The following is a 24,478-nucleotide window of genomic DNA, read 5'->3' on the forward strand; positions in this document are numbered from 1 at the left end:
GGCGGGGAAGGCCATACTGGAGGAGATGACGACGACGCGATCCGTGAGCCAGGTACCCCTGGCGCTGCTCGTCGCGGGGTGCTTCTTCATGGAGAACCTCGACTCGACCATCGTCACGACGGCCGTCCCGAGCATCGCCCGCGACCTCGGAGTCGATGCGACGAGCGTCGGCGTGACGATCACCGCCTACGTGCTGACCGTCGCCGTGCTGATCCCGGTGAGCGGCTGGCTCGCCGACCGCTTCGGGAGCCGGCGGATCCTGCTGGTCGCCATCGCGCTGTTCACCCTCGCCTCGATCGCCTGCGCCCTCAGCACCGCCCTGCCGGCGCTGGTCGTCGCGCGCATCGTCCAGGGCGTCGGCGGCGCCATGATGGTGCCGGTCGGCCGCATGACCGTGCTGCGCGTCACCGCTAAGGCCGACCTGATCCGGGCCGTGGCGCTGCTGACCTGGCCTGCACTGGTCGCCCCCATCCTCGCGCCGTTCGTCGGCGGTCTGCTCACCACGTACGCGTCGTGGCACTGGATCTTTTTGATCAACGTGCCCCTGGGCGTCATCGGGTTCATCGCCGCGCTCCGGATCCTGCCCACCGGGGCCGCTGCGGACACCGGCATCGAGCCCACGCCGCCCGACTGGGTCGGCCTCTCGCTGTCGTCGGTCGGCATCGGGGCGCTCGTCTGGGCGGCGACCCTGCTCACCATCACCCCGGTCGACGTGCTGCAGGCGATCGTGTTCGGAGCGGCCGGCGCGATCCTGATCGGGCTGGCCATACGCCACCTGCTCACGACGCCGAAGCCGTTCGTCGACCTCCGCCTGCTCCGCATCCACACGTTCGGCGTCGCCCTCGGCGGGGGTGCGGTCTACCGGTTCGTCATCAGCGCCATCCCGTTCGTGCTGCCGCTGCTCTTCCAGAGCGCCTTCGGCTGGACCCCGGTGCAGGCCGGCTCGGCGATCCTCTTCCTCTTCGCCGGCAACCTCGCGGTGAAGCCCACGACGACGTGGATGCTCAAGACGTTCGGCTTCCGCCGACTGCTCGTGGCCGCGCACCTCGTCGGAGTGGCCTGCCTCGTCGGCATGGCCTTCTTCCGCGCCGATACGCCGTTCGTCGTCATGGTGATCGTGCTCGTCGTCTCGGGTGCGGCGCGCTCCGTCGGCTTCACGGCGTACAACACGATCACCTACGCCGACGTCGAGAAGGCTCAGATGACGCACGCGAACGTGCTCGACTCGACCATCTCGCAGATCGCGATCGGGTCGGGCATCGCGCTCGGGGCGATCGCGGTGTCGGCCGGGATCGCCTGGCTGGGCGGAGGGCAGGACCCCGCGGGAAGCGTCATCGCCTACGACTTCGCCCTGATCGTCATCGCCGTGATCCTGTTCGTCTCGCTCGTCCCGGCCTGGCGGCTGCCCGCCACCGCCGGAAGCGGCCTCACCAGCCGCTGAGCTCGACCGCGCGCCTTGCGGCCGGCGGCGCGCTCTGTGCCCTGCCGGGCGGCGAGATGGCCCTCGTCGTCAGCTCGGGGCGGCTCCAGCGACGCGGACGGCCATCTCGCGCGAACGAGAAGCAGCGGAGACTGCCGCGGACCGCGGCGTAACACGCCGCACTCTTCGTCGTAATGAGACGTTTACCGTCTGACCCGTTCGGGGGCGTACCTTTCGTCGACTCGGGCGCTTACTCTGACCACATCAGATAACGGCACCGTAACGATTCAGGCTTCTGAGGCGCTGCGGAACCACTCGCGAAGCACGACGAAAGGGGTAAGACATGAGCACGACACACCGCTGGACCAAGGACGCCATTCTTGCCCGGCTCGAGGCGGCGAAGGCGATCGACTCCGACACGATCTTCACGGCGCGCGAGCGGGCCGAACGACGGCTGGACCTCGTGCGGGTATCGACGGCCGTCGACGACGGGCGCATGGACGCGCTCGACGCCGAGATCGAGTTCCGGCAGATCACTCGCCGGCTTCAGCCGCTGTCTCTGACCGCTTAGGGCTCACCGCGAAGACGCCCCCTGCCGCGAGGCAGGGGGCGTCTTCGTGCGTCGGCGGCTGCTGCGTCAGCCGCTGCTGCGTGGGCGGCTGCTGCGCAGCGGCTGCTGCGTCAGCCGCTACTGCGCGGCAGCGAGGCCCTCGGCGAGCGGAGTCGTCGGGCGGCCGATGAGCGCCTTGAGGTCGCCCGAGGTGGCCTCGAGCAGGCCGTCGCGGATGTTGCCGTCGAGCGCGACGACGAAGCCGACCGTGCCCTCGTCGAGGCCGAACGACGCCAGCTGCGCGGCGTGCTCCTCGGGCGTCAGCGCGCGGTATACGACGGGCGTGCCGACGATGCCCGAGATGGTCTCGGCGAGCTCGTTCCAGTTCCAGGCGGAGTCGCCCGAGAGCTCGTACGTCTTGCCCGTCGTCGACTCGTCGAGCGCGGCCGCGGCGGCGGCCTCGGCGTAGTCCTTGCGGCTGGCGCTGGCGACGCGGCCCTCGCCGACGCTCGCCGTGATCTCTCCCGAGTCGCGGCCCTTGCCGACCTCGCCGGCGTAGTTCTCGGTGTACCAGCCGTTGCGCAGGAACGTGAAGGGCACGCCCGAGGCGGCGATGTACTCCTCGGTGGCCTTGTGGTCGGGCGCCAGGATCAGCGCGGTGTCGTCGGCGTTCGGGGCGCTCGTGTAGATGATGCGCGCGGCGCCGGCGGCGTTCGCGGCGTCGACGACGGCGGAGTGCTGCTCGAGCCGCTGGCCCACGGCGTCGCTCGACACGAGGATCACGGTGTCGCCGGCCCCGATGGCGCTGGCGATGGTCTCGGGCTTCGAGTAGTCGAGGGTCGCGGTGGTGATGCCGCGGTCGGCGAATGCCTGGATCTTGGCAGTGTCGCGCGCGGAGGCGACGACGCTGTCGGGGGCGGCGCCGCGGGCGAGGAGCGCGTCGACGATGAGGCCGCCGAGGTGGCCCGAGGAGGCGGTGACGATGTACGACATGGGGGAGTCCTTTCGAAGGGCGGCGGGCGAGTGGCCCGATGGTGGGGACAACGATGAAGGTCGCACCGGACTTCCCGAACGCAGGTACGCACTTTTTTGTAAGCTACCCGCCATGGACGTCAGTTTTGCGGTTTCCCGGCCCCGCCCCGGCCTCACCTCAGGAAAATACCCGGCCGACTGCCCCACTCGCACCGTACTCACCCACATCACGAGCCGGTGGGGTGTGCTCGTGCTCCTCGCTCTCGAGCAGGGCGGTCATCGCTGGGGTGAGCTGCACCGCGAGATCGAGGGCATCAGCGAGAAGATGCTGGCGTCGACGCTCCGGACCTTCGAGGCCGACGGGCTCGTGCACCGCGAGGCCCAGGCGACCATCCCACCGCGCGTCGACTACGAGCTGACGCCGCTCGGGCGCGAGGCCGCCGAGCGCCTGCTGCCTCTCATGGACTGGATCGCCGACAACGCGGAGGCGATCGTCGCCCGCTAGGCCCGGGGTGCCGCCCGGGGCCCGGGTCCGCTCTAGCCGATCGCGGCGTCGCGCGTCAGCACCATCAGGTCCATGCGCCCCGACTGCACGACCTCGCCGTGCTGGTTCCGCAGGCTGACGGCCCGCTCGACGATGCCGGTCGTGCCCGACGAGGTCAGCCGCGTCGACAGGATCTCGACGGTGCAGGTCACGGTGTCGCCGATGAAGATCGGCGCCGAGAAGCTCCAGCCGTCGATGCCGAGCAGCGCGACCGCCGACCCCTCGAAGAGGCCGGTGCGCGCGATCAGCCCGAGGCACAGCGACGTCCCGAGCAGCCCGTGCACGACGCGTCGACCGTATCGCGTCGACTTCGCGAACTCGGCGTCGGTGTGCACCTGGTTGTTGTCGTTGGTCCAGCTCGCGAACGAGACCACGTCGGCCTCGGTGATCGTGCGGCCGGGGGTGACGAAGGTCTGACCCGCTTCGAGGTCTTCGAGGAAGTGAGGCACGCGTCTAGTGTGCCAGCCGCCCTGCCGCCGCTGCCCGCTTTGCCCGTCGGGCCAGCCGCGCGACAAGGCGCTCCGGGCGCAGGAACTGCCCCGCCACCGCCACACCCGACCCGATCACGGCGCCCCCGACCACGTCCGACACCCAGTGCGCGCCGACGTGCAGTCGCGAGTACGCCACGCCGACCGCGATCGGCGCGATCAGCGCCGCCCTGCCGGGGCTCTCGAGGGCGACGCCGGTGGCGAACGCGAAGGCGCTCGCCGTGTGGCCCGACGGGAACGACGCCGACTGCGGGAAGACCTTCAGCTGCCGCGCCACGGGGATGTCGGCGGCGACGGGGCGGTGCCCGCCGAACAGCGGCTTGGCGACGAGGTTGGCGACGGCGCTCGACCCGCCGAGCGAGAGCAGGCCGCGCACGGCCGCGCGGCGCCCGGTCGGGCCGGTCAGCGCGAGGGCGCCGGCGACCCCGTACCAGAGGAGGCCGTTGTTGGCCGCGGTCGAGAGGCCGAGGAGCACGCGGTCGAGGGCGGGGCCGGTGCCGGCCCCGTTGACGCGCCGCCCGATCCTGCGGTCGAGAGCCAGGATTCTCGGGGGCAGGATGCTGGGGGTTCGCGACGAAGACGGAGGTCGAAGGGGCACGCGCCCACTCAACCATGCGGATGTGTTCACCAGCAGTCAACCGGGCCGACCTAGCCTCGGCGCATGGCAAAGGATTTCGACCGGATCGTCGACGTGGCGATCGTCGGCGCCGGCATCGTCGGGCTCGGCCACGCCCTGGCGGCGGTCGACCGGGGGCTCAGCGTGCACGTCGTCGACCGGACCAGCAGGCCCAACGGATCGACGATCAGGAACTTCGGCCACGCGTGCATCAGCGTGCAGTCCGGGGCCGCTCAGGTCTACGCCGACCGCAGCCGCCAGCTGTGGCTGCGCCTCCGCGACGAGGCGGGGCTGTGGATGCGCGACGGCGGCGGGTACGTGGCGGCCCGCGCCGACGACGAGCTGCGCGCGCTGTCGGAGTTCGCGGCCCGGCGCCCCACGTCGGTCGAGATGATCGGCGCCGACGACACGGCCCGGCTCACCGGTGCGGCGTCCGCCGTCGGGGGAGCGCACCTGCTCGACGACCTGCAGCTGAACCCGCGCGAGGCGGCCGGCCAGATCGTCGCCTACCTCGAGTCGCGCGGTGTGACCTTCGCGTTCGCCACCGCGGTGCGGACCATCCGCTCGGGTCGACTGCACACCACCCGGGGCAGGATCGGCGCCGACCAGATCGTCGTCGCCGTCAACTACGACGTCGACCAGCTCTTCCCCGACCTGTCGGCCGCGTACGGCGTGCGCCGCTGCGGGCTCGACATGATGCGAGTGCGGATCCCCGGCCTGACCGCGCCGCTCGCCGGGCCCGTGCTCACCGGCTGGTCGATGCTGCGCTACTCGGGCTTCGCCACGGCGCCCTCGCTCGAGGCCGTGCGCGAGCGGCTGTGGGCCGGCGACCCGGAGTTCCGTGCCCTCGACATCAACCAGATGTACACGCAGCTGCCCGACGGAACGGTCATCGTCGGCGACACGCACTACCGCGACGACGCCATCGCGCCGTTCCAGTCGGAGGGGTCGTTCGACGCCCTGCTGCGCGGGACGGCCGACTTCTTCGGCCAGCCGGCGTCGACGCTCGAGGTCGTGGAGCGCTGGCAGGGCGTGTACGCGGTGGCGCCGGAGGAGTTCCTGGTCGAGGAGCCTCTCGATGGCGTGCACGTCGTCTCCGTGACGACGGGCATCGGCATGACGACCGGGCTCGGGCTGGCCGACCGAGTCTTGAGCGAGATCTACGAGCCCGTCGGGGTGTAGCGCCGGCGCTGACGCCGGGCGGGCGCGGCTTGCGCGAGGTGGCCGTGCTTGTCGCCGGGGCGAGGCCAGCCCGACGGCGGGGGCCATCTCGCGGGTGGGTCGGCGGGTTGCTCGCCAGCGCGGGCGGTCGCGGGGCGGCGGCGGGTGGCGTGCCGGCGTGGGCGGGCGTGGCTTGCGCGAGGTGGCCGTGCGTGTCGCCGGGGCGAGGCCGGCCCGACGGGAAGGGCCATCTCGCGGGTGGGGTGGGGGTGGCTGGTCGGCGGGGCGGCCCGACGGGAAGGGCCATGTGGCGAAAGGGAGCGGCGGCGTGAGGGGCCGGAGGCACGCGCGCGGGGCGCGCGGGGCGATCGGACGGGCGCGGCGGGCGCGGCGCGGACGCGCACGGGGCCGCACGCGTCGCGGACGCGCACGGAGCCGCACGCGGCGAGGACCCCGCGCTCGGCGGAGCCCGCACGCCGCGGGGCCCCCGCACGCGACGCGCGCGGGGGCCTCGCGGCGGCGCGGCTAGTGCGCGACGACCGGCTCGGCCGGCGACGAGTCGACGGTCGTGCCCTCGGCGGCGGCCTCCGCGTCGGCGCGAGCGGTGGCGGCCTCGGCCCGGGCCCGGGTGTCGGACCGGGTGCGGAAGAGCAGCACGGCCATCACGGCACCGAACGCGAAGAAACCGGCGCCCCAGGCGTACGCGGTCGCGTAGCTGTGCACGGCGGCCTCGGCCGCGACCCGAGCGGTGGCGGGGGTGTGCGACGCGACGTAGTTCACTGCGGCGGTGGCGGCGAGCGTGTTGAGCAGCGCCGTGCCGATCGATCCGCCGACCTGCTGGCTGGTGTTGACCATCGCCGAGGCGACGCCGGCGTGGCCGCGGTCGACGCCGAGGGTCGCGGTCTGGATCGACGCGGGCATGATGGAGCCCATGCCGAAGCCGAGCACCATCAGCGCGGGGAGCACGTCGCGGGCGTAGGTGCTGTCCAGGCCCAGGCGGGTGAGGTAGAGCATTCCCGCTGCGCCGAGCACCATGCCGAACGGCACCATGATCTTGGGGCCGAAACGCGGAACGAAGATGTTCGTCGACAGCTGGGCGGCGAGCACGAGCATGCCGATCATCGGCAGGAACGAGACGCCCGTCTGGATCGGCGTGTACGCCAGCGACGTCTGCAGGTAGTACGTCACGAACAGGAAGATGCCGAACATGCCCGCACCCGCGATCGTGACCGACGCGTAGGCGGCGCCGCGGTTGCGGTCGAGGATGATGTGCAGCGGCAGGAGCGGGTGCGCCGCGCGACGCTGCCAGAGCACGAAGGCGATGAGCAGGATCCCGGCGGCCGACAGGAAGCCCCACGTGAGCGGCGACGACCACTTCTCGGTCTCGGCGTTCGAGAACCCGTAGACGAGCGAGAACAGCGCGGCCGAGACCAGGACGGTGCCGGGCACGTCGAGCTTCGGACGCGGCCCCTGGCGCTGGGGGCTGGTGACGAAGATCACGGCGCCGATGACGGCGATGACGGCGATGAAGACGTTGATGTAGAGGTTCCAGCGCCAGTTGAAGTTCTCGGTCAGCACGCCGCCGAGCAGGAGGCCGATGGCCCCGCCCGCACCGGCGATGGCGCCGAACACGCCGAACGCGCGGGCGCGCTCCTTCGGGATGGTGAAGGTCGTCGTGAGCACGGCGAGCGCGGTCGGGGCGAGGAGCGCTCCGAAGGCGCCCTGCAGGGCCCGGGCGAACACGAGCATGCCGAAGCTGCCGGCCGCGCCGCCGAGGGCCGAGGCGAGGGCGAAGCCGATGAGGCCGATGATGAAGGTGCGCTTGCGGCCGATGAGGTCGGAGAGGCGCCCGCCCAGCAGCAGGAGGCTGCCGAAGGCGAGGGAGTAGGCGGTGACGATCCACTGGCGTTCGCCGTTCGTGAATCCGAGGTCGTGCTGGGCGCTGGGGAGCGCGATGTTGACGACGGTCGAGTCGAGCACGACCATGAGCTGCGCCAGGGCGACAGTGGTGAGGGTGAGCCACCGGCGAGGCGCCACCACGGCGCTCGGGGCGCCGGTAACGGGGGAGGTTTGCGTCATGCGGGGAACTCTATCCGGTTCTGGCGAGTTTCGGAACTATTGAGTTTCACAATGTGCAGACGTACAATCGGCACAACGAGAAAAGGGGCGACGGCAATGACGCGAGTCGATCCCGACGAGAGAACCATGCCAGCGACCACCGACATGCCAGCGACCAGCGACAGCCCCGAGCCCGCCAAGCTGGGCCGCAAGCGCGACCACACCCGCGACCCCGAGATCCTCAGCGCGGCCATCGACGTCCTCGCCGAGGAGGGCTACGACGGCATGACCATGGAGATGGTGGCGGCCCGCGCCAAGGCCGGCAAGGCGACGGTCTACCGCCGCTGGGGCTCCAAGAGCGAGCTCGTCATCGAGGCCATCGCCTGCATGAAGCGCGGCGTCGCTCCAGAGACCCTGCCCGACACGGGAACGCTGCGCGGCGACCTCCTCGCCCTCATCCGCCCGCACTCGATCGACGACGCCGACAAGAAGCTCAAGGTCATGGCGGGCATCGTGTCGCTCATCGCGCGGAGCCCCGAGATGTCCGACGCCGTCAACGCCGCGATGGTCGAGCCCCGAGCGAAGATCAACCGCGTGCTCTTCCAGCGCGCGATCGATCGCGGCGAGATCTCGGCCGACTGCGACGTCGAGGCGCTCTCGCTGATCTCGCCGTCGATGGCCGCCTACCGCACGCTCGTGCAGCGGAAGCCCGTCGACCGCGAGTTCCTCGTCTCGCTCGTCGACAGCGTCATCCTGCCGGCGGTGGGGCTCCGCGCCGGCGCACCGGCCTCCTGAGGCCGAGCTCGGCGGGGCGGGGCAGTTCCTGCGCCATGATGGACGGGTGAGCATCGTGACAGCCGAGGCCTCGGACGACGATCTCGAGGCCTGCGTCGCGCTGTGGCTGCACGCCCTCGAGGTGCGCGACGGCCATCCGCCCGTCGAGGGCACGGCCGAGCGCTGCCGCGGCAAGTTCGCCCTCGCGCGCGTCGCCTGGGTGGTTCTGCGCGACGAGCTCGCCGAGATCGCGGCCTTCAGCCTGGTCACGGGCGCAGGAACCGGCCGCCCCGCCGACCCGCCCGCCGCCGCCTACCTCTCGCTCTTCGCGGTCGCCCCCGGTCGCCAGGGGGCCGGCCTGGGTGGGCGCCTGCTCCGCGCCGTGCACGAGCGCATCGCGTCCGCCGGGTACGACGAGGCGGTGCTGCACGTGCTCGTCGAGAACGCCGTGGCGGTCGGGCTGTACCGCTCGCAGGGCTGGGTCGAGGTGGGGGAGCGATTCCCGCACCCGCTGAACGGCTCGGCGACGGGCACGTTCGTCTCCACGCCCTGACTCCCGGGCGGGCCGTGGCGCGTCTCGGAACGACCCGAACGAGGGGGCGACGACCCGTCTGCCCCCGAACGAGCGCGCCCCGAAGGTGGACTCGTGGCCTCCTGCCGACCTGAATTACCGTCAGACCAGGAGGTCGATTAATGGACAACGAACAGCTTCACGACGAAGGGCTCTCAGCGCTCTCGCTGGGCCAGCAGCATGACTTCGGAGACTACGGACGCGTCTCGGTCAGCGACGACTGGCTCGAGGAGCGAGTGCGCCAGTTCGGAGCGGACTGACCTCCCCCCCAGACCGGTCCTGCGAGCCGCCGTGCGGCGACCATCCCCTACAGGTCGTCGCGCAGTGCGAAGCATCCCTCGTCAGGACCCGCCGAAGCCGCCCCCTCCGCCCTACCGGAGCATGGGGCGGCTTTTGGCGTTTGGGCGACGGTCGCGAGCGCCTAGCCCTTGGTTGAAGACGAAGACGAAGACGAAGACGAAGACGACGACGAAGGCGCCGTCGGCGGCGGCGTCCGCTCCGACATCAGCCCGCGCGGCAGCCCGAAGAACGACACCGCCGCCGAGATGACGAGCAGCACGGCGACCACGATGACGACGCGGTGGAAGCCGGGGACGTCGAGCACGCCTCCCGTGATGACGCCGACGAACGCGATCGCGACCAGGCCGGCGACCCGCGAGATCGCGTTGTTGACGGCTGAGGCGATGCCGGCCTCCGACGGATCGATCTGGCCGAGCACCGTGGAGGTCAGCGGCGTCACCGTGATGGTCATGCCGAGGCCGAACAGGGTGACGCCGGGCAGGATCTGCAGCCAGGGGTCGAAGTCGGTCGAGACCGTCAGCATCCAGAGGAAGCCGGCCGCTGTGATCAGTGGCCCGACCGCCATGAAGGGGCGGGGGCCGAACCGGCCGGCCAGGGCGCCCACGCGCGATGACAGCAGCAGCGACACGACCGTCGTCGGCAGGGTGATGAGCCCGGAGACCGTCGCGGGCAGGTGGCCGATCTCCTGCACCGCGAGCGGGATCACGAGCGTGCCGAGGCTCACCGAGGCGTAGATGCCGACGGTCGCGAGGTTGCTCACGCTGAACGCGCGCACCGAGAACAGGCGGAGCGGCAGCATCGGCTGGGTCGCTCGCCGCTCCCACCAGACGAAGGCGACGAGGCAGGCGACGCCGGCCACCAGCGCCGTCAGCACGAACGGGTCGTCGAAGCCGATCCGCTGGCCCTCGATCAGCGCGAAGACGGGGCCCGCGAGCCCGAGGGCCGCCAGCACGGCGCCGGGCACATCGACGTGGGCGCCCGTTCCGGCGCCTCCTCGATGGGCATCGCCCGGCAGTCGACCCATGACGACGAGCGTGACGACGACGGGGACCACGACGATGCCGAACACCCACCGCCAGCCGACCGTGTCGACCAGGCCGCCGCCGGCCAGCGGGCCGATCAGGAAGGCGACGCCGGTCCAGGCGGTCCAGGTGCCGATGGCACGGGCGAGGGCAGCACCGGAGAAGGTCGCCGTGATGACCGCGAGGCTCGACGGCACGAGGAGGGCCCCCGAGACGCCCTGCAGTGCGCGCGCGGCGATCAGGAGGCCGGCGCTGGGCGCCACGGCGGCCAGGATCGAGGTCGCCGCGAATCCGGCCAGGCCGATGCGGAGGATGCGCACCCGGCCGAAGGTGTCCGAGAGCGACCCTGCTACGAGCATGAGCGAGCCGAGAGTCAGCAGGTAGCCGTCGACGACCCAGGCCTGCAGCGTCACGCCGCCGCCGAGGTCGCGGGCGATCGCCGGGAGCGCCACCGTGACGATCGAGCCGTCGAGGAAGGCCACGAACGACGCGAGGATCGCGACGACCAGAACTACGCGTTCGCCGGAGCGATTGGCCATGGGGCCAGGCTAGCCCTCGTGGAGGCCCGAGGGCGGGCGTTCCGGCTTCTCCAGGACGACGTCGACCGGGCCTTTGTCGGGCCGGAACCCCCTCCACGACGGCTGTCGGAGGCGGCCCGTCGACGTCCATTCAGCGAACTCGACCTCGCCGACGAGCGACGGGGTCACCCAGTGCGCGTCGCGGGAGTCGGCGGCGGGGACGTCGACGAGCGGCGAGGTCTTCCGGGCGAGACGCCCCAGGCGCTCCTGCAGGTCGTCGAGGTCGGAGTCGCGGAACCCGGTTCCGACGCGGCCCGCGTACCGGAGGCCGTCCGGACCGGGGACGCCGACCAGCAGAGATCCCACGCCGCCGGATCGACGGCCCGCTCCCGGGCGCCAGCCGGCGATCACGACCTCCTGGGTGGCGTGGTGCTTGATCTTGATCCAGGCGCGGCTGCGGCGTCCGGCCGTGTAGGTGCTGTCGCGGCGCTTGGCCACGACGCCCTCAAGGCGCAGCGACTTCGAGAAGGCGACGGCGCCGTCGAGGTCGCCCTCGAACGCCGGCGGCACGTCGATGGTGCGGTCGGTGTCGACGAGGCCCTCGAGGGTCGCTCGGCGTTCGTCGTACTGCTCCTTCACGAGAGAGCGACCGTCGACCGCCGTGACGTCGAACAGCAGCAGTCGCACGGGGGCCGACTTCGAGACGCGCTCCACGTCGCGCGGCCGGGTCAGCTTCATCCGCGTCTGCAGGAGCCCGAAGTCGGGCCGCCCCGACGGGTCGACGGCGACGATCTCGCCGTCGAGCACGGCGTCGTCGGCTCCGGTCAGCCGCTCGGCCAGCGCGGCGAACTCCGGGTACGACGGCGTGAGGTCGTGGCCGTTGCGGCTGGCGATGGTGAGAGAGCCGTCCTGCACGACGACCGTGGCGCGGAGGCCGTCCCACTTCAGCTCGTAGGCCCACTCGTCGGGCCCGCCGATGTCGGCGGCCGTGCCGGCGGTGGCGAGCATCGGGGCGGCGGGGGGCCCGGCGGCACGGTGCGACCGGGAGGGCTTCGACGACGGCTTCGGGCGCGCGCGCGGGTGGTCGGGTTCCTGCGCCCCGTGGTCGTCGACCGCCGTGTCGTTCATACGGTGGATCAGCCAGTTCTGCTCGCCCGTGTGGATCAACGCGACGCGCCTCGTGCCCCGCTGCTCGCCGTGGAGCACCGCGATGACCTCCTTGCCGTCGCGCCACTTCTCGAGCTCGTACTCGCCGGAGTCCCAGATCGACACCGTGCCGGCCCCGTACTCGCCCTTCGCGATGGTGCCCTCGAAGGTGCCGTACTCGAGCGGGTGGTCTTCGGTCTGCACGGCGAGGCGGTTGTGCTTCACGTCGGCGGGCTCGCCCTTGGGCAGCGCCCAGCTCACCAGCACGCCGTCGTGCTCGAGTCGGAAGTCCCAGTGCAGGCGCCGCGCGTGGTGCTCCTGGATCACGAAGCTGCGGCCGTCGGTCGAGACGGGAGCGGTCGCAGGAACGGGCTCCCGCGTCTTCGAGGCATCCCGCTTCGAGCGGTACGCCGTCAGGCGGTCCTCGGCCGCATCGCCGTCCTCCTCGTCCGCGGGCACGGGAGCGCCCGCCGACATGCCCGCCAGCGGGTCGCCGCGCCGCTTCACGGCCGTCAGCACGTCGCCGATCTCGAGCTGGCGCAGCGACTTCGACGCCAGCTCGCGCCAGGTGCGGGGTGCCGCGACCGTCGGCTGCTCGCGTCCGCGCAGCGAATACGGCGCGACCGTCGTCTTGCTGCCGTTGTTCTGCGACCAGTCGAGAAACACCTTGCCGCGCCGGTCGGCCTTGCCCATCGAGCTGAGCACCAGGTCGGGGTGATCGGCCTCGAGGGCGCGGGCCAGCTCGTGTGCCACCTCGCTGACGACGTCGGGCGGCTGCGACCCGTCGAGCGCCGCGTAGAGGTGGATTCCCTTGCTGCCGCTCGTCACGGGCATCGGGTCGAGGCCCATGCCGCGCAGGATGGGCCGGAGTTCCTGCGCCACGAACACGCACTCGGGCAGGCCGACGCCGTCGCCCGGGTCGAGGTCGAGCACGAGCCGGTCGGGGTTGCGCTGGGCACCGCGCGGGCCGAAGCGCCACTGCGGCACGTGGATCTCGAGGGCTGCCTGCTGGCCGAGCCAGGTGAGCGTCGCCAGGTCGTTCACCATCGGGTAGACGTTGTCGTGGCCCTTGTGCTCGATGGTGTGGCGGGGGATCCACCCGGGGGCCGACTCGGGGAGGTTCTTCTCGAAGAAGGGCTCCTCGCCGGTGCCGTTCACCCAGCGCTTGCGGGTGGCCGGCCGACCCTCGGCGTGCGCGATCAGGTGCTCGGCGATCGCCGCGTAGTAGGCGAGCACGTCGCCCTTGGTGGTGCCCGTCGAGGGATACAGCACCTTGTCGAGGTGCGTGAGGCGCAGCACGTGCCCCTCGACGGTGACGCGGTCGCCGGCAGCCACGATCAGAAGGCCGCGGTGCCGCCGGCGATCGTGATCGTCGCGCCCGAGGTGTAGCTCGACTCGGGGCTGACGAGGTGCACGTACGCGGCGCCCAGCTCGGCCGGCTGCCCGGGGCGGCCGTAGGGGGAGTCGGAGCCGAACTCGGAGACGCGCTCCGGGTCTTGAGACGCGGGCTGCAGCGGCGTCCACACCGGACCGGGGGCGACCGAGTTGACCCGGATCCCCTTCGGCGCGAGCTGCTGGGCGAGGGCCGCGGTGAAGACGCCGATCGCGCCCTTCGACATGGCGTAGTCGAGCTTGTCGGGGGAGGGCTGGCTGCCCTGGATCGACCCGGTCGTCACGATCGACGATCCCGGCTCGAGGTGGGGGATCGCCGCCTGGGTCAGCCAGAACAGCGAGTAGAGGTTGGTCTTGAACGTCGCGTCGATGCCGTCGGTCGACATCTCGAGGATGTCGGGGTGGCTCTCCTGGTGGCCGGCCACCATGACGAGGGTGTCGAGGCCTCCGAGCTCCCTGACGGCCGTGTCGACGAGAGTGCCGCAGAACCACTCGTCGCTGATGTCGCCCGGGACGAGAACGGCCTTGCGGCCCTCGGCCTCGAGCAGGTCGCGCACCTCCTCGGCGTCCGCCTGCTCGTCGGGCAGGTAGGTGAGCACGAGGTCGCCGCCTTCGCGCGACAGCGCGATCGCGGCGGCACGGCCGATGCCGGAGTCGGCGCCGGTGACGATTCCGCGGAACCCCTTCAGGCGCTCGAGGCCGACGTAGCTCTCCTCGCCGTGGTCGGGCTTCGGGCGCATCTTCGAGGCGCGGCCCGGCAGCGACTGATCCTGCTCCGGGAACGGCGGGGCGGGGTAGAGGCTGATCGGATCCTTCTTCTCGTACTGGCTCATCCGTCGAGTCAACTCCGCATCGGGAATCGTGTACCCCTCACCCCGCGGCGGGAGCACACTGGCCGCATGCGATCGATCTGGAAGGGCGCCATCACCTTCGGCCTCGTCAACGTGCCGGTGAAGGTCTACAGCGCCACCCAAGACCACGACATCTCGCTGCACCAGGTGCACGACGAAGACGGCGGGCGCATCCGCTACCAGCGCCGGTGCGAGGTGTGCGGCAAGGTGGTCGACTACGAGCACATCGACAAGGCGTTCGACGACGGCGACCAGACGGTCGTGCTCACCGACGACGACCTCTCGTCGCTGCCCGAGGAGCGCAGCCGTGAGATCGACGTGCTCGAGTTCGTGCCGAGCGACCAGCTCGATCCGATCATGTTCGACCGCTCGTACTTCCTGGAGCCCGACGGCTCGTCGGCGAAAGCGTACGTTCTGCTGCGGCGCACCCTCGAAGAGACGGACCGCACCGCGATCGTGCACTTCTCGCTGCGGCAGAAGACCCGGCTCGGCGCCCTCCGCGTGCGCGGCACGGTGCTCATGCTGCAGTCGCTCCTCTGGGACGACGAGGTGCGCGACGCCGACTTCCCGGCGCTGTCGAAGGGCATCCGCATCACCGACAAGGAGCTCGACATGTCGGCCAGCCTCGTCGACAGCCTCTCGGACGACTTCGAGCCCGCCGACTTCAGCGACGACTACCAGAAGGAGCTTCAGCAGCTCATCGACGCCAAGCTCAAGGAGGGGGAGTCGCTCGACACCGACGCCACCTTCGGCGAGACGTCGGACGACGACGAGTCGGGTTCGTCGGCGAGGGGCGGCGAGGTCATCGACCTGATGGACGCCCTGCGCGCGAGCGTCGAGAAGAACCGGGCCGCCAAGGGCGCGAAGAAGCCCGCCCCCGCCGCGAAGAAGGCGACGGCGAAGAAGGCCGCGGCGAAGAAGCCGGCGGCCGCCAAGAAGAGCGGCACAGTCAAGAAGAGCGGCACAGCCACGAAGGACGGCACAGCGAAGGCCGGCTAGCCCGCCGCCAGCACGCAGAAGTCGTTGCCCTCGGGGTCGGCGAGGCACTTCCACGCCGAGTCGCCCTGCCCGAGGTCGATGTCGACGGCCCCGAGCGAGTGCAGCCGTGAGACCTCGGCCGCCTGGTCGTCGGCGGCGTACGGCTTCAGGTCGATGTGAAACCGGCTGGGCGCAGGAACTCCGGGCGCCTCGACGAACTCCACGAACGGCCCGACCCCGGCCGCCGACCGCAACCGCGCCGGGCCGTCGTGCTGGTCTCGCTGCTCGGGCCGCTCGACGGCGACCCAGTCGGTCGCCGCCGCCCAGAACGCCGCCTGGCTGCGCGGGTGGTCGCACTCGAGCACGATCGCCCCGATCGGCCCGGTCGCGCTCTCGTCGGGGCGGGGATCCTGCACCCGGAAGACATTGCCCTCGGGGTCGGCGAACCCTGCGTCGACGCGGGTCGCCCCGAGCGCGAGCAGGCGCTCGATCAGGGCGGCGCGGTGCTCGAGCGATTCGGTGGCCAGCTCGATACGCACCCGGTAGTGCACGGTCTCGGGGTCGGGCACGGTGACCGCGTCGATGCACACCGCCGACGGGTCCGGCCACTCGAGGCCGTCGGGGTAGGCACTCGTGACGCCCGGGCCCTCGCTGTCGGTGCTCCAGCCGAGCGCATCGGCCCAGAAGCGGCCGAGTGCCTGGTCGTCACGGGCCTTGACGTTCACGTTCACGATGCGGAGCGGCATGCCCCGAAACTACGCGATCAGCTGTCACGCTCCGACTTCGTCGCCCTCGTCCTCGCCCTTCTCTTTCGTCAGCTGGTCGATCGTGATGACCGCGTTGACCAGCGCGAGGTGGCTGAGGCCCTGGGGCAGATTGCCCAGGAACTCGCCGTTCTCCGAGATCATCTCGGAGAGCATCCCGACGTCGTTGACCTGCTCCACCAGCTCGTCCATCAGGGTCACGGCCTCGTCGAGCCGGCCCACGCAGGCCAGCGCGGCCGCGCACCAGAACGCGCACGCCGTGAAGGTGCCCTCCTCGGCGTCCATGCCCGAGTAGCGGTACAGGAGCGGGCCCCGGCCGAGCTCGTCGCGGAGCGCGTCGATCGTGCGCGACATGCGCTCGCCGCGGTCGAAGCCCGTGGGGGCGTGCAGGAGGACGGAGGCGTCGAGTTCCTGCGACCCGGGGTACATCAGGTACGCACCACGCGACTCCGACCAGCACTTCTCGTCGACGTACTCGCGGATCAGCCGCGCGTTCTTCTTCCAGTGCGCGAGATCGTCGTCGGAGGGGTGCAGCTGGCCGATGTCTGCGAGGTGGCAGGCGGCGTCGATGGCCTGCCAGCAGCCCATCTTGCTCGAGGTGTAGTGCTGGAGGTCGCCGAGCTCCCACATGCCCGAGTCCTCCTCCTGCCACCGGCGGCAGGCCTCGTCGGCGAACGAGCACAGGAGCTCGTCGGTGGAGGCGTCGATGATGTTGCCGCCCGAGGCGTACTGGCTCAGGATCGCCAGGATGTCGGCGAACACGCCGAGCTGCAGCTGCCCCGACGCCGGGTTGCCGTCGTAGACCGGGCCGATGCCGCGCCAGCCCTCGGCCTCGGTCAGCGTCGTTCCGTCGGGCAGTCCGCCGTCGAGGGTGAAGAAGATGTGCATCTCGCGGCCGTGCTCCTTGAGGCAGCTCAGGATCCACGAGACGGCGGCGTGGGGCTCCTCGCGGAGGCCGAAGTTGAGGAGCGCTTGCACCGTGTAGGCGAGGTCGCGCACCCAGGCGAAGCGGTAGTCCCAGTTCTTGCGGCCGGTGAAGTTCTCGGGCACGGCGGCGGTGGCCGCGGCGGCGATCGCGCCGGTGGGGCTGTAGATCAGGAGCTTGAGCGCGAGGGTGGAGCGGGTGACGGCTTCCGACCACGGGCCGTCCCAGGAGAAGTTCTTCGACCACAGCGCCCAGTTGTCGACGGTGCGGTCGACGCCCTGGTCGACGACCTCGGCGTTCGGGATGTGGACGGGCTCGTCGTCGGTGCCGCAGAGGCAGAGGATCGTGCGCGAGCCGGGCGTCGTCGTGAAGGCTCCGCGGAACTCCGCCGCCTCGTCGGAGACGCCGTCGCCGGGACCCGTCGGATCGGTGCGGCCGTGGTCGGAGCCGATGAGCACGAGGTTGACGTCGCCGGCCCGAAGGACGGGGCCGTGGACCGTGTCGACGCGCTCGACGTCGTGGGTGTCGAAGACGTTGCCCGGCACGACCGCCCAGGTCATCTCCACGCTGCCCTCGACGCCCTCGATGCGGCGCACCAGCTCCGACCAGGGCAGGCGGCCCGCGACGCCCGTCACGAGGGCGTCCGTGATCTCGACCTCGCCGGTCGCGGTGCGGAAGCGCGTGGTCAGGACGTTGGTGCCCTCGAGGTACGACCGGTCTACCTCGAAGTCGGCCGTGGGTCGCAGCTCGAAGAAGCCGCCGCGCCCGGCGTCGAGCAGCCCGGCGATCACCGGCGCCGTGTTCATCTCGGGCAGAGGCAGCCAGTCGATCTGACCGTCGTCGGCGATGAGGGCGACCGTGCGGCCGTCTCCGATCGCGGCGTACGAGCGGAGGGGCTGGTAGCCGTCGGTGCGCTGCGAGGGCGAGCGCCAGTCGCGGACGGTGGGCTGGTCGATCGTATCGGTCACGCACCCACGATGCTCCGGTGCCCCTGAGTGCGCACCGGCGGCGTCCCCCGCCTGATAGACCTGACCGGGTGACCTCCGAACCACGCCTCATCGTCGACGCCCGCGCCATCCTCATCGAGAGCCCCGTGTGGGACGCCGACGCCCAGCAGATTCTCTGGTGCGACATCACCGCCGGCACGCTGCACCGGGCGAGCCCGGACGGGGCGCAGGAACTCGAGGCGGTGCTGCCGCCTCCACTGGCCTCGTTCCAGAGGCGCTCCGGTGGCGGCCTCGTCGTGGCCCTCCAGGATCGCGTCGTGCTCACCGACGACGCCGGCGTCTACGAGCGCGACCTCGTGCGCGTCGACCACTCGAAAGCCGGCATCCGCTTCAACGAGGGCAAGTGCGACCCGTTCGGCAACTTCGTCGTCGGCGGCATGGATGCGACCCGTGACGACCCGGACGCGGGCCTCTACCGGATCACTCCGTCTGGCGAGGTCACGGTGCTCACCGGCGGCTTCGGCACGACCAACGGAATCGAGTTCTCCGACGACGGCAGCGTGATGTGGGTGACCGACACCGCCGTGCAGACGATCTACCAGGCCTCGTACGACGCCGACGGCACTCTCGGCGAGCTGGTGCCGTTCGCGACCGGGCGCACGCACGACGGGCTCGTCCGCGACTCGCTGGGGGAGTTCTGGAGCGCGATCTACGGCGACGGCGAGGTGGTGCACCTGTCGGCCACAGGCGAGCTGCTCGAGACGATCGCCCTGCCCGCGCCGAACGTGACCGGCATCACGATCGGCGGCGCTGATCTGACGACGCTCTACGTGGGGTCGGCGCGGGAGAACGCGACGGAGCAGCAGCTCCAGGAGTCTCCGCTCTCCGGCGGTCTGTTCGCCGTCGAGCTCGACCGACCGGGCGTGCTGCCCCGCCTCTTCGGCTGACGGGCTGGATGAGCTGCTAGATCAGGCCGACGAGGTTGTCGGGCGTGAGCGCCCGCGCCTCGGCGAGGATCTGACGCGCCTTGTCGGTGGAGTCCCACACGTTCCAGAGCAGCACGCCCACGGGCACGCCGCCTTCGAGGTAGTAGACGACGACGCTGTCGTCGTCCTTCCAGTCCTCCACCGTCTCGAGCGAGGCGTCGAGCCTGCCGACGGCCTCGTAGCCCAGGTCGAACACGTCGGAGTAGTACATCGGCGTATGCGTGTACTTCTCATCCGAGCCGGCCATGATCCGGCCGACCGCGGCTCCCTGCTCCTTCGCGTTGTCGACGTGCTCGACACGACGTCGACCCAGGATCGGGTCCGGGTACGACGCGACGTCGCCGGCGGAGTAGACGAACGGGTCGTCGGTCGCAAGACGCGCATCGACCAGGATGCCGTCGTCGACGGCGAGCCCGGCCTTCTCGGCGAGCTCGGTGTTCGGCTCGATGCCCAGCCCGACCGCGACGCCGTCGGCCCGGAGCGTCGAGCCGTCGTCGAGCACCAGCTCGAAGCTGTCGCCCTTGGCCGTGCCGCTGCGGAGACGGCTGTTCGCGCGGAGCGTGACGCCGTGCTCGACGAACCGCGACTCGAACTTCGCGTCGACCCGCTCGGGGAACAGCGAGGCACCGAGGTCGGGGTCGGGGAAGACGATCGTGACGGCCGTGTCGTTCTGCACGAGTGCCGCGGCCAGCTCCGACCCGATGTAGCCGCCGCCGATGACGGCGACGTGCTTGCCAGAGCCCGACAGCTCACGCAGATTCCGGTAGTCGGCCGCCGTGCGGAAGTAGATCACGCGGTCGTCGTCCGGCAGATCGAGCGTCCTCGGCCGTCCGCCCGTGGCGAGCAGGAGCCGGCCGTAGCCGATGGTCTCGCCGTCGGTCGTGGTGACGGTCCGGCCGGTGCGGTCGATCCTGTCGACCGAGGTGCGCAGGCGGATCTCGGCGCCCGTCTCGGCAGCCGTGCCCAGGTCGTTGTCGCTGGCGGTGAAGCTGTCGTCGGTCCACAGCTTCTTCGACAGCGCCGGCCGGGTGTACGGCTGGTCGACGTCGTCGCTCAGGATGAGGATCGACCCGGTCGCGTCGCGCTCGCGGATGCCGCGGGCGGCCGCATCGGCGACCATCCCGCCTCCGACGATGACGTATTCGGCAGCCGCCGTTTCTGCAACGGCGGTGTCAGCGGGCGCAGTCTCGGCGTCGGCCATGGGAGCTCCAATCAGGGGTGAGCGGGCGGGTCGATCAGTTGGCGATGGCGCCGACGCGGTCGAGGCCGGCCTCTTCCGCCTTCTCGTCGCGCTCGCGCGTCGCCTTGCTCTTGGCGTCGGCGGCGGGGTGGCGGTTCTCCGCACCGGTCATCCAAGCGAGCTGCTCGAGCCGCTCGAGGATCGAGTGCAGCACGTCGGCGGTGGTGGGGTCCTCGTCGTCGATGTCGTCGTGGACCGTGCGCATGGTCTCGGTGGCCGCGTACATCCGCTCGACGATCAGATCGACGACGGCGGTCGTCTCGACAGGGCCCTCGGGGAACTCCGGCAGGGCGGTCGTCTTCGTGACGGTGCTCGTACGGCCGTCCGGCACCAGGTAGACGGCGCGCATGCGCTCGGCCACCTCGTCCGAGAACCCGCGGGCGGCGTCGACGATCTCGTCGAGCTGCAGGTGCAGGTCGCGGAAGTTCGAGCCGAGCAGGTTCCAGTGGGCCTGCTTGCCCTGGACGTGGAGCTCGATGAGGTCGACGAGCACTTTCTGCATGCTGTCGCGCAGTTTCTCGGATCCTTGGAACATGGTTCCTCCTTGTGGTCGTCGTGGGGGCGCCGTGAATCGGCGTCAGAGTGGACGGTAGGCCCGTGACGCTCCGCGCTCCCGGTTTGTACCCCGCAGTTGTCCCTCAAATTGGGCGCAGAGAATGTACCCCTTTCGTGTAGTCTGCAGACACCCGCGGTTCCCGAAAAGCTGCGGGGCCTGAGGGGGCAGTCATGAGTGACGTGACGGCAGTTCGAAGCGCTGTGCGGGGGGCCAGGGTCCCGCGTGAGATCACCGACCTGGAGAACGCTCTGACCAGCGCCTTCCATGCGTTCGACGCGATCGAGGAGATGGACTTCGCGCACCGCGTGCGCGTCGTCGACGAGATCAGCGGGATCGTGCCGGAGGCCGCCGCGGCCGCCGCGCGGGCCGGGTACGGCGACTCGGCCGAGCGAGTGCTGCTCGCTGCCGCCGGATGCCCGCCGGCGTGGGCGTCGATCTGCCAGCGCTGGGACGACATGCTCGCCGAGAGCGCCGACATCGTCCTGACGACACCGTCGCCACTCGACCTCGGCGAGCTGCTCCGCGCCTAGGCTGGCGGCGTGACCATGCCTGATCTGCGCAAGATCGTGCGGGCGCGAACCCCTCGGGGGAGCGTCCTGCACTACCTCGAGTTCCTGCCCGCCGACTACGCCTACGCGGTGCGAACGCACTCGCGGAGCCTGTTCGGCAACGCGTCGGTGCCTGCCCGGTACCGCGAGGGCGGCCTCGCGCCCGTGCTGCTGCTGCCCGGCGTCTACGAGTCGTGGCGCACGCTGCGCTGGTTCGCCGACCGCCTCAACGAGCAGGGCCACCCGGTCGTGATCGTGCCCGGGATGGCGCACAACGTACGGCCGATCGCCGAGACCGCCGAGCTCGCGCAGCGCGTGCTCGACGCCAACGACCTCCGCGGCGTCGTCGTCCTGGCCCACAGCAAGGGCGGCCTCGTCGGAAAGTCGATGATGCTCGACACCGACGCCAGCGCTCGCATCGACCGCATGGTCGCCGTCAACAGCCCGTTCTCAGGGTCGCGCATGGCACGGTTCGCTCCCGGCAAGACGCTCCGCGCGTTCCGCACCGACGATGCCGGTCTGGTGCGCCTCAGCGGCCTCGTCGACGTCAACGCCCGCATCACGTCGGTGTTCGCGCGATTCGACGGCCACGTGCCCGACGGCAGCCGCCTCGAGGGGGCGCGCAACGTCAGCGTGCCGATCGACGGCCACTTCCGCATCCTCGGCCATCCGGCCGGCCGGGCGGCGATCCTGGCGGCGCTCCAGGGCTGAACCCCGGAGGCGGGCGCAGGAACTCGCCGCTACTGTCGCAGCTCCTCGCGCACGCGGCGGAGGTCCTCCAGAAGCGACCCCACCAGGATCCAGTGGTCGGGGTCGGGGTGGACGACCTGCAGGGGCGCGGTCAGGGCGGGGAGGTCGTCGGGGGAGCCCGTTCCTGCGCCCTCGCCCCGCGCAGCGGTCTCCTCGCGGTCGTGCACGAGCAGGCGCACGTCGTGGGCGGCGCGACGGAGCTCCTCGGCGATTCCGGCGACCACCGAGTCGTCGACGAGCGCCGGGTCGTAGTTGTCGCGGAGGGTGCGGGTCATCGCGACGACGCGGTGCACCAGATTCGAGAGCGGGGCGAGCAGGGCTCGGTCGGCCTCGAGCACCCGGCGCTGCCGGCTGGCGCGCGGGTTGAGGGTGAGCGACTCCTCGCCCGTCTTGACGGCCGACGCGGCCTGGTCGCGGAGCACGCGGAGCTCGCGCGCCCGCAGGAGCATCGCGTCGAGGTCGGCCGTCGGCGTCGCCTGCTCGAGGGAGCCCGCCAGGTCGTCGAGGGCCGTGCCGAGGTCGCGAGCCAGCCGGCCGACGGAGAGGTGCGCCGGCCCGAGGAGCACCGGCGGGACGATCAGGGCGTTGACCAGCAGCGCCACCACCGCCCCGATCACCGTCTCGATGATGCGGTCGACCGCATAGCCGGGCGTGACGACCCCCACCGACAGCACGAGCATCGCCGAGATCGGCACCTGAGTGCTCGACGTCGGCGTCAGCTTCACGAGCCAGGCCAGCAGCAGCGCCAGCACGACGGCGACCAGCACCACCCAGGTGTGCTCGTGGCCGAGGACGGCCCCGACGACGTAGGCGAGGCCCACGCCCATCACGACGCCCGCGCTGCGCTCGAGGCCGCGCGCGAACGACTGGTTGACGCTCGGCTGCACCACCAGGAGGGCCGCGATCGCGCCGAAGATCGGCAGCGGCTGGCCGAGCGCCAGGAAGCTCACGACCCAGGCGACGACGACCGCGATCGACGTCTTGACCACCTGGAGCAGCGGCAGGCGCGAGGGCTGCCGAAGGCGGGAGATCAGCGGGACCCGGGGCACGTGCACGGTCTCCAGGGTACGGGCCGCGCTTTCGGCGCACCGGCCCGACGCCTGAGTAAATCTCGCCGTTCCTGCTTGACTGTGGCTCGTGTGGCCCAACTCAGGAGAGATCCTCCCCGCAGCGTTCGCGGACAGCGGGGTCCGAGTCGTGTCGTTCCGGCCGCACTCCGTCGAGCCGTCGGGCGGCGGCTACCTCTTCGGATACGAGGTCGACACGATCGACGCCGCGGGTGCCTCCTCGACCGTCCTGACGTTCGTCGACACCGACCCGTCCTCGGTCGAGGCGTCGCGCGCCGCCGGCGGGAACGTCGTCGCCGACCCGGGCAGCGGTCAGCTCGTGCGCGTCTGGGCCTACCCGGCCGACCCGGCGCTGCCGGCGCTCGCCGCAGTGACCTACCCCGAGCGCGTCGTCGAGCTCCTGGCCCGCATCGGCATCGCCGTCAGCGACCCGACCCTCAGCGTGGCCGCCTACCGCCCCGGCAAGCGCGCCGTCATCAAGCTCGAGAGCCCCGAGGCCACGCTCTTCCTGAAGGTGGTGCGACCCAACCGCGCCGAGCCCATCGCCGCGCTGCACGCGGCCTTCGCGGAGGCGGGGCTGCCTGTGCCGACGGTGGTCGCGACGCAGCCGGACGGCCTCCTGATCCTGCGCCGCGTCGACGGCGTACCCGCCGGAACCCGGGTGATCGACCTCGCGGCCGGACGTGCGTTCGTCGACACCGTGGTCGGGCTCTCCGAGACCGTCGCGCGCGTGCACCTCACCCAGACGGCCCAGGCCGACGCCCTCGACAACGGCTCGTGGCACCGCCGCAGCCTCACCGGGTCGCTGCCCGACCGGGCATCGGGGATCGACGCCGTCTACGACGAGATCGAGGCGCGCACCTCGACCTGGTCGTCCGACGAGATGCGGGTCGTCCACGGCGACCTCCACCTCGAGCAGCTCTTCGTCGATCCCGACCAGCCGGGCCACGTCACCGGCCTGCTCGACATCGACACCGCCGGCGTCGGGCACGCCGCGCGCGACGCCGGCTCGCTCGTCGCCCACCTCGTCGTCACGGCGCAGTGGCACCGCGGCAACGGCGACGAGGAGCAGGCCCGCGCCTGCGAGCGCATCGCCGACGCCGTGTCGGACGAGTGGACCGACCGGCACCCCGACATCGCCGACCGGCTCGCGCCGACGGTCGCCTCCCAGCTGCTGGCGCACGCCGGCGGACAAGCCACCCTCGGCACCGACACCGGCCGCCGCAAGGCGCTCCAGCTGGTCGACGCCGCCGAGGGCGCGCTCTGGCCGCGCCGATCCGAGCCGCTGCCAGGAGACGGGCCTACCGTGGGCTCCGACACCTGACCCGACCGTC

The 24,478-nt window shown here is 71.5% G+C and carries 24 protein-coding genes; 12 read left to right on the forward strand and 12 right to left on the reverse strand.

From position 1 onward, the window contains the following. The first annotated feature begins 43 nt into the window (after nt 1-43). Nucleotides 44-1,441 (forward strand): MFS transporter, encoded by a 1,398-nt coding sequence (locus AC07TY_RS16705; protein WP_494786062.1) that lies wholly within the window; start codon nt 44-46, stop codon nt 1,439-1,441. A gap of 322 nt (nt 1,442-1,763) precedes the next feature. Beyond that, a complete protein-coding gene (locus AC07TY_RS16710; RefSeq protein WP_148061183.1) occupies nt 1,764-1,991 on the forward strand; it encodes a hypothetical protein in 228 nt (75 codons plus the stop codon). 117 nt (nt 1,992-2,108) lie between these two features. On the opposite strand, the gene AC07TY_RS16715 is transcribed toward AC07TY_RS16710, so the two are convergent. Then, nucleotides 2,109-2,963: an NAD(P)H-binding protein gene (locus AC07TY_RS16715; RefSeq protein ID WP_494786063.1), complete on the reverse strand. Its 855-nt coding sequence runs from the start codon at nt 2,961-2,963 to the stop codon at nt 2,109-2,111. Nucleotides 2,964-3,075: 112 nt separating this feature from the next. Here AC07TY_RS16715 and AC07TY_RS16720 point away from each other — a divergent pair, with 112 nt between their 5' ends. After that, entirely contained in the window at nt 3,076-3,447 is a 372-nt protein-coding gene (locus tag AC07TY_RS16720; RefSeq protein ID WP_123506038.1) for a winged helix-turn-helix transcriptional regulator, read from the forward strand. A gap of 32 nt (nt 3,448-3,479) precedes the next feature. Here the strand turns inward: AC07TY_RS16720 and AC07TY_RS16725 are convergent, their stop codons facing one another. Together AC07TY_RS16725 and AC07TY_RS16730 are read right to left on the reverse strand one after the other, a co-directional pair. Next, nucleotides 3,480-3,935, reverse strand: coding sequence for a MaoC/PaaZ C-terminal domain-containing protein (locus tag AC07TY_RS16725; protein ID WP_494786064.1), 456 nt, complete (start codon nt 3,933-3,935; stop codon nt 3,480-3,482). A 4-nt stretch (nt 3,936-3,939) separates the two neighbouring features. Beyond that, nucleotides 3,940-4,572 (reverse strand): phosphatase PAP2 family protein, encoded by a 633-nt coding sequence (locus AC07TY_RS16730; RefSeq protein ID WP_233579966.1) that lies wholly within the window; start codon nt 4,570-4,572, stop codon nt 3,940-3,942. A gap of 63 nt (nt 4,573-4,635) precedes the next feature. Between AC07TY_RS16730 and AC07TY_RS16735 the strand changes: the two genes are divergently transcribed. Continuing rightward, a complete protein-coding gene (locus AC07TY_RS16735; protein WP_123506036.1) occupies nt 4,636-5,772 on the forward strand; it encodes a TIGR03364 family FAD-dependent oxidoreductase in 1,137 nt (378 codons plus the stop codon). Between the two features lie 504 nt (nt 5,773-6,276). Here AC07TY_RS16735 and AC07TY_RS16740 read toward each other — a convergent pair. Beyond that, on the reverse strand, nt 6,277-7,830 hold the full coding sequence (locus AC07TY_RS16740; protein WP_494786065.1) for an MFS transporter: 1,554 nt from the start codon (nt 7,828-7,830) through the stop codon (nt 6,277-6,279). Between the two features lie 126 nt (nt 7,831-7,956). On the opposite strand from AC07TY_RS16740, the gene AC07TY_RS16745 reads away from it, so the two are divergent. From AC07TY_RS16745 to AC07TY_RS16755, 3 genes are all read left to right on the forward strand, one after another. Next, nucleotides 7,957-8,604, forward strand: coding sequence for a TetR/AcrR family transcriptional regulator (locus AC07TY_RS16745; RefSeq protein ID WP_494786066.1), 648 nt, complete (start codon nt 7,957-7,959; stop codon nt 8,602-8,604). 46 nt (nt 8,605-8,650) lie between these two features. Further along, nucleotides 8,651-9,136: a GNAT family N-acetyltransferase gene (locus AC07TY_RS16750; RefSeq protein ID WP_488625893.1), complete on the forward strand. Its 486-nt coding sequence runs from the start codon at nt 8,651-8,653 to the stop codon at nt 9,134-9,136. A 140-nt stretch (nt 9,137-9,276) separates the two neighbouring features. After that, complete coding sequence (locus AC07TY_RS16755) at nt 9,277-9,414, forward strand: hypothetical protein (protein ID WP_158614195.1); 138 nt, start codon at nt 9,277-9,279, stop codon at nt 9,412-9,414. Nucleotides 9,415-9,575: 161 nt separating this feature from the next. Here the strand turns inward: AC07TY_RS16755 and AC07TY_RS16760 are convergent, their stop codons facing one another. From AC07TY_RS16760 to AC07TY_RS16770, 3 genes are read right to left on the reverse strand one after another with little or no spacing between them, the layout of a single operon-like run. Next, on the reverse strand, nt 9,576-11,015 hold the full coding sequence (locus AC07TY_RS16760) for an MFS transporter (protein WP_494786067.1): 1,440 nt from the start codon (nt 11,013-11,015) through the stop codon (nt 9,576-9,578). Between the two features lie 9 nt (nt 11,016-11,024). After that, nucleotides 11,025-13,475 carry an ATP-dependent DNA ligase gene (locus tag AC07TY_RS16765; RefSeq protein ID WP_494786068.1) on the reverse strand — a complete coding sequence of 817 codons (2,451 nt, stop codon included), beginning with the start codon at nt 13,473-13,475 and terminating at the stop codon, nt 11,025-11,027. A 2-nt stretch (nt 13,476-13,477) separates the two neighbouring features. Further along, nucleotides 13,478-14,365, reverse strand: a complete 888-nt coding sequence (locus AC07TY_RS16770) for an SDR family oxidoreductase (protein WP_494786069.1) — start codon at nt 14,363-14,365, stop codon at nt 13,478-13,480. Between the two features lie 66 nt (nt 14,366-14,431). Between AC07TY_RS16770 and ku the strand changes: the two genes are divergently transcribed. Then, nucleotides 14,432-15,382, forward strand: a complete 951-nt coding sequence (gene ku, locus AC07TY_RS16775; protein WP_494786070.1) for a non-homologous end joining protein Ku — start codon at nt 14,432-14,434, stop codon at nt 15,380-15,382. Here ku and AC07TY_RS16780 read toward each other — a convergent pair. Beyond that, the gene (locus tag AC07TY_RS16780) at nt 15,379-16,107 is read right to left on the reverse strand and encodes a VOC family protein (protein WP_494786071.1); all 729 of its coding nucleotides are present in this window, start codon (nt 16,105-16,107) and stop codon (nt 15,379-15,381) included. The two genes, ku and AC07TY_RS16780, sit on opposite strands and share 4 nt — an antisense overlap. Nucleotides 16,108-16,131: 24 nt before the next feature. Further along, entirely contained in the window at nt 16,132-18,018 is a 1,887-nt protein-coding gene (locus AC07TY_RS16785) for a glycoside hydrolase family 15 protein (RefSeq protein ID WP_494786072.1), read from the reverse strand. Nucleotides 18,019-18,086: 68 nt separating this feature from the next. Between AC07TY_RS16785 and AC07TY_RS16790 the strand changes: the two genes are divergently transcribed. Continuing rightward, the gene (locus tag AC07TY_RS16790) at nt 18,087-18,944 is read left to right on the forward strand and encodes an SMP-30/gluconolactonase/LRE family protein (protein WP_494786073.1); all 858 of its coding nucleotides are present in this window, start codon (nt 18,087-18,089) and stop codon (nt 18,942-18,944) included. A gap of 16 nt (nt 18,945-18,960) precedes the next feature. Here the strand turns inward: AC07TY_RS16790 and AC07TY_RS16795 are convergent, their stop codons facing one another. Then, nucleotides 18,961-20,184, reverse strand: a complete 1,224-nt coding sequence (locus AC07TY_RS16795; protein ID WP_494786074.1) for an NAD(P)/FAD-dependent oxidoreductase — start codon at nt 20,182-20,184, stop codon at nt 18,961-18,963. 34 nt (nt 20,185-20,218) lie between these two features. Beyond that, nucleotides 20,219-20,758, reverse strand: a complete 540-nt coding sequence (locus AC07TY_RS16800; protein WP_123506026.1) for a Dps family protein — start codon at nt 20,756-20,758, stop codon at nt 20,219-20,221. A gap of 191 nt (nt 20,759-20,949) precedes the next feature. On the opposite strand from AC07TY_RS16800, the gene AC07TY_RS16805 reads away from it, so the two are divergent. Beyond that, complete coding sequence (locus AC07TY_RS16805) at nt 20,950-21,309, forward strand: hypothetical protein (protein WP_148061182.1); 360 nt, start codon at nt 20,950-20,952, stop codon at nt 21,307-21,309. A 15-nt stretch (nt 21,310-21,324) separates the two neighbouring features. Further along, nucleotides 21,325-22,038 carry an esterase/lipase family protein gene (locus tag AC07TY_RS16810; RefSeq protein ID WP_494786128.1) on the forward strand — a complete coding sequence of 238 codons (714 nt, stop codon included), beginning with the start codon at nt 21,325-21,327 and terminating at the stop codon, nt 22,036-22,038. Between the two features lie 29 nt (nt 22,039-22,067). Here the strand turns inward: AC07TY_RS16810 and AC07TY_RS16815 are convergent, their stop codons facing one another. Further along, complete coding sequence (locus AC07TY_RS16815) at nt 22,068-23,132, reverse strand: FUSC family protein (protein WP_494786075.1); 1,065 nt, start codon at nt 23,130-23,132, stop codon at nt 22,068-22,070. An 82-nt stretch (nt 23,133-23,214) separates the two neighbouring features. Between AC07TY_RS16815 and AC07TY_RS16820 the strand changes: the two genes are divergently transcribed. After that, entirely contained in the window at nt 23,215-24,468 is a 1,254-nt protein-coding gene (locus tag AC07TY_RS16820; RefSeq protein ID WP_494786076.1) for a phosphotransferase, read from the forward strand. Nucleotides 24,469-24,478: the final 10 nt, after the last annotated feature.

It is taken from the genome of Frondihabitans sp. GW821-FHT04F02 (assembly GCF_059420045.1).

Coding starts and splice junctions, on each gene's coding strand:
- AC07TY_RS16770 (WP_494786069.1), bottom strand. CDS start 14,365: ATGAGCCAGTACGAGAAGAAGGATCCGATCAGCCTCTACCCCGCCCCG.
- AC07TY_RS16780 (WP_494786071.1), bottom strand. CDS start 16,107: ATGCCGCTCCGCATCGTGAACGTGAACGTCAAGGCCCGTGACGACCAG.
- AC07TY_RS16745 (WP_494786066.1), top strand. CDS start 7,957: ATGCCAGCGACCACCGACATGCCAGCGACCAGCGACAGCCCCGAGCCC.
- AC07TY_RS16740 (WP_494786065.1), bottom strand. CDS start 7,830: ATGACGCAAACCTCCCCCGTTACCGGCGCCCCGAGCGCCGTGGTGGCG.
- AC07TY_RS16760 (WP_494786067.1), bottom strand. CDS start 11,015: ATGGCCAATCGCTCCGGCGAACGCGTAGTTCTGGTCGTCGCGATCCTC.
- AC07TY_RS16795 (WP_494786074.1), bottom strand. CDS start 20,184: ATGGCCGACGCCGAGACTGCGCCCGCTGACACCGCCGTTGCAGAAACG.
- AC07TY_RS16755 (WP_158614195.1), top strand. CDS start 9,277: ATGGACAACGAACAGCTTCACGACGAAGGGCTCTCAGCGCTCTCGCTG.
- AC07TY_RS16715 (WP_494786063.1), bottom strand. CDS start 2,963: ATGTCGTACATCGTCACCGCCTCCTCGGGCCACCTCGGCGGCCTCATC.
- AC07TY_RS16720 (WP_123506038.1), top strand. CDS start 3,076: ATGGACGTCAGTTTTGCGGTTTCCCGGCCCCGCCCCGGCCTCACCTCA.
- ku (WP_494786070.1), top strand. CDS start 14,432: ATGCGATCGATCTGGAAGGGCGCCATCACCTTCGGCCTCGTCAACGTG.
- AC07TY_RS16805 (WP_148061182.1), top strand. CDS start 20,950: ATGAGTGACGTGACGGCAGTTCGAAGCGCTGTGCGGGGGGCCAGGGTC.
- AC07TY_RS16710 (WP_148061183.1), top strand. CDS start 1,764: ATGAGCACGACACACCGCTGGACCAAGGACGCCATTCTTGCCCGGCTC.
- AC07TY_RS16810 (WP_494786128.1), top strand. CDS start 21,325: ATGCCTGATCTGCGCAAGATCGTGCGGGCGCGAACCCCTCGGGGGAGC.
- AC07TY_RS16735 (WP_123506036.1), top strand. CDS start 4,636: ATGGCAAAGGATTTCGACCGGATCGTCGACGTGGCGATCGTCGGCGCC.
- AC07TY_RS16800 (WP_123506026.1), bottom strand. CDS start 20,758: ATGTTCCAAGGATCCGAGAAACTGCGCGACAGCATGCAGAAAGTGCTC.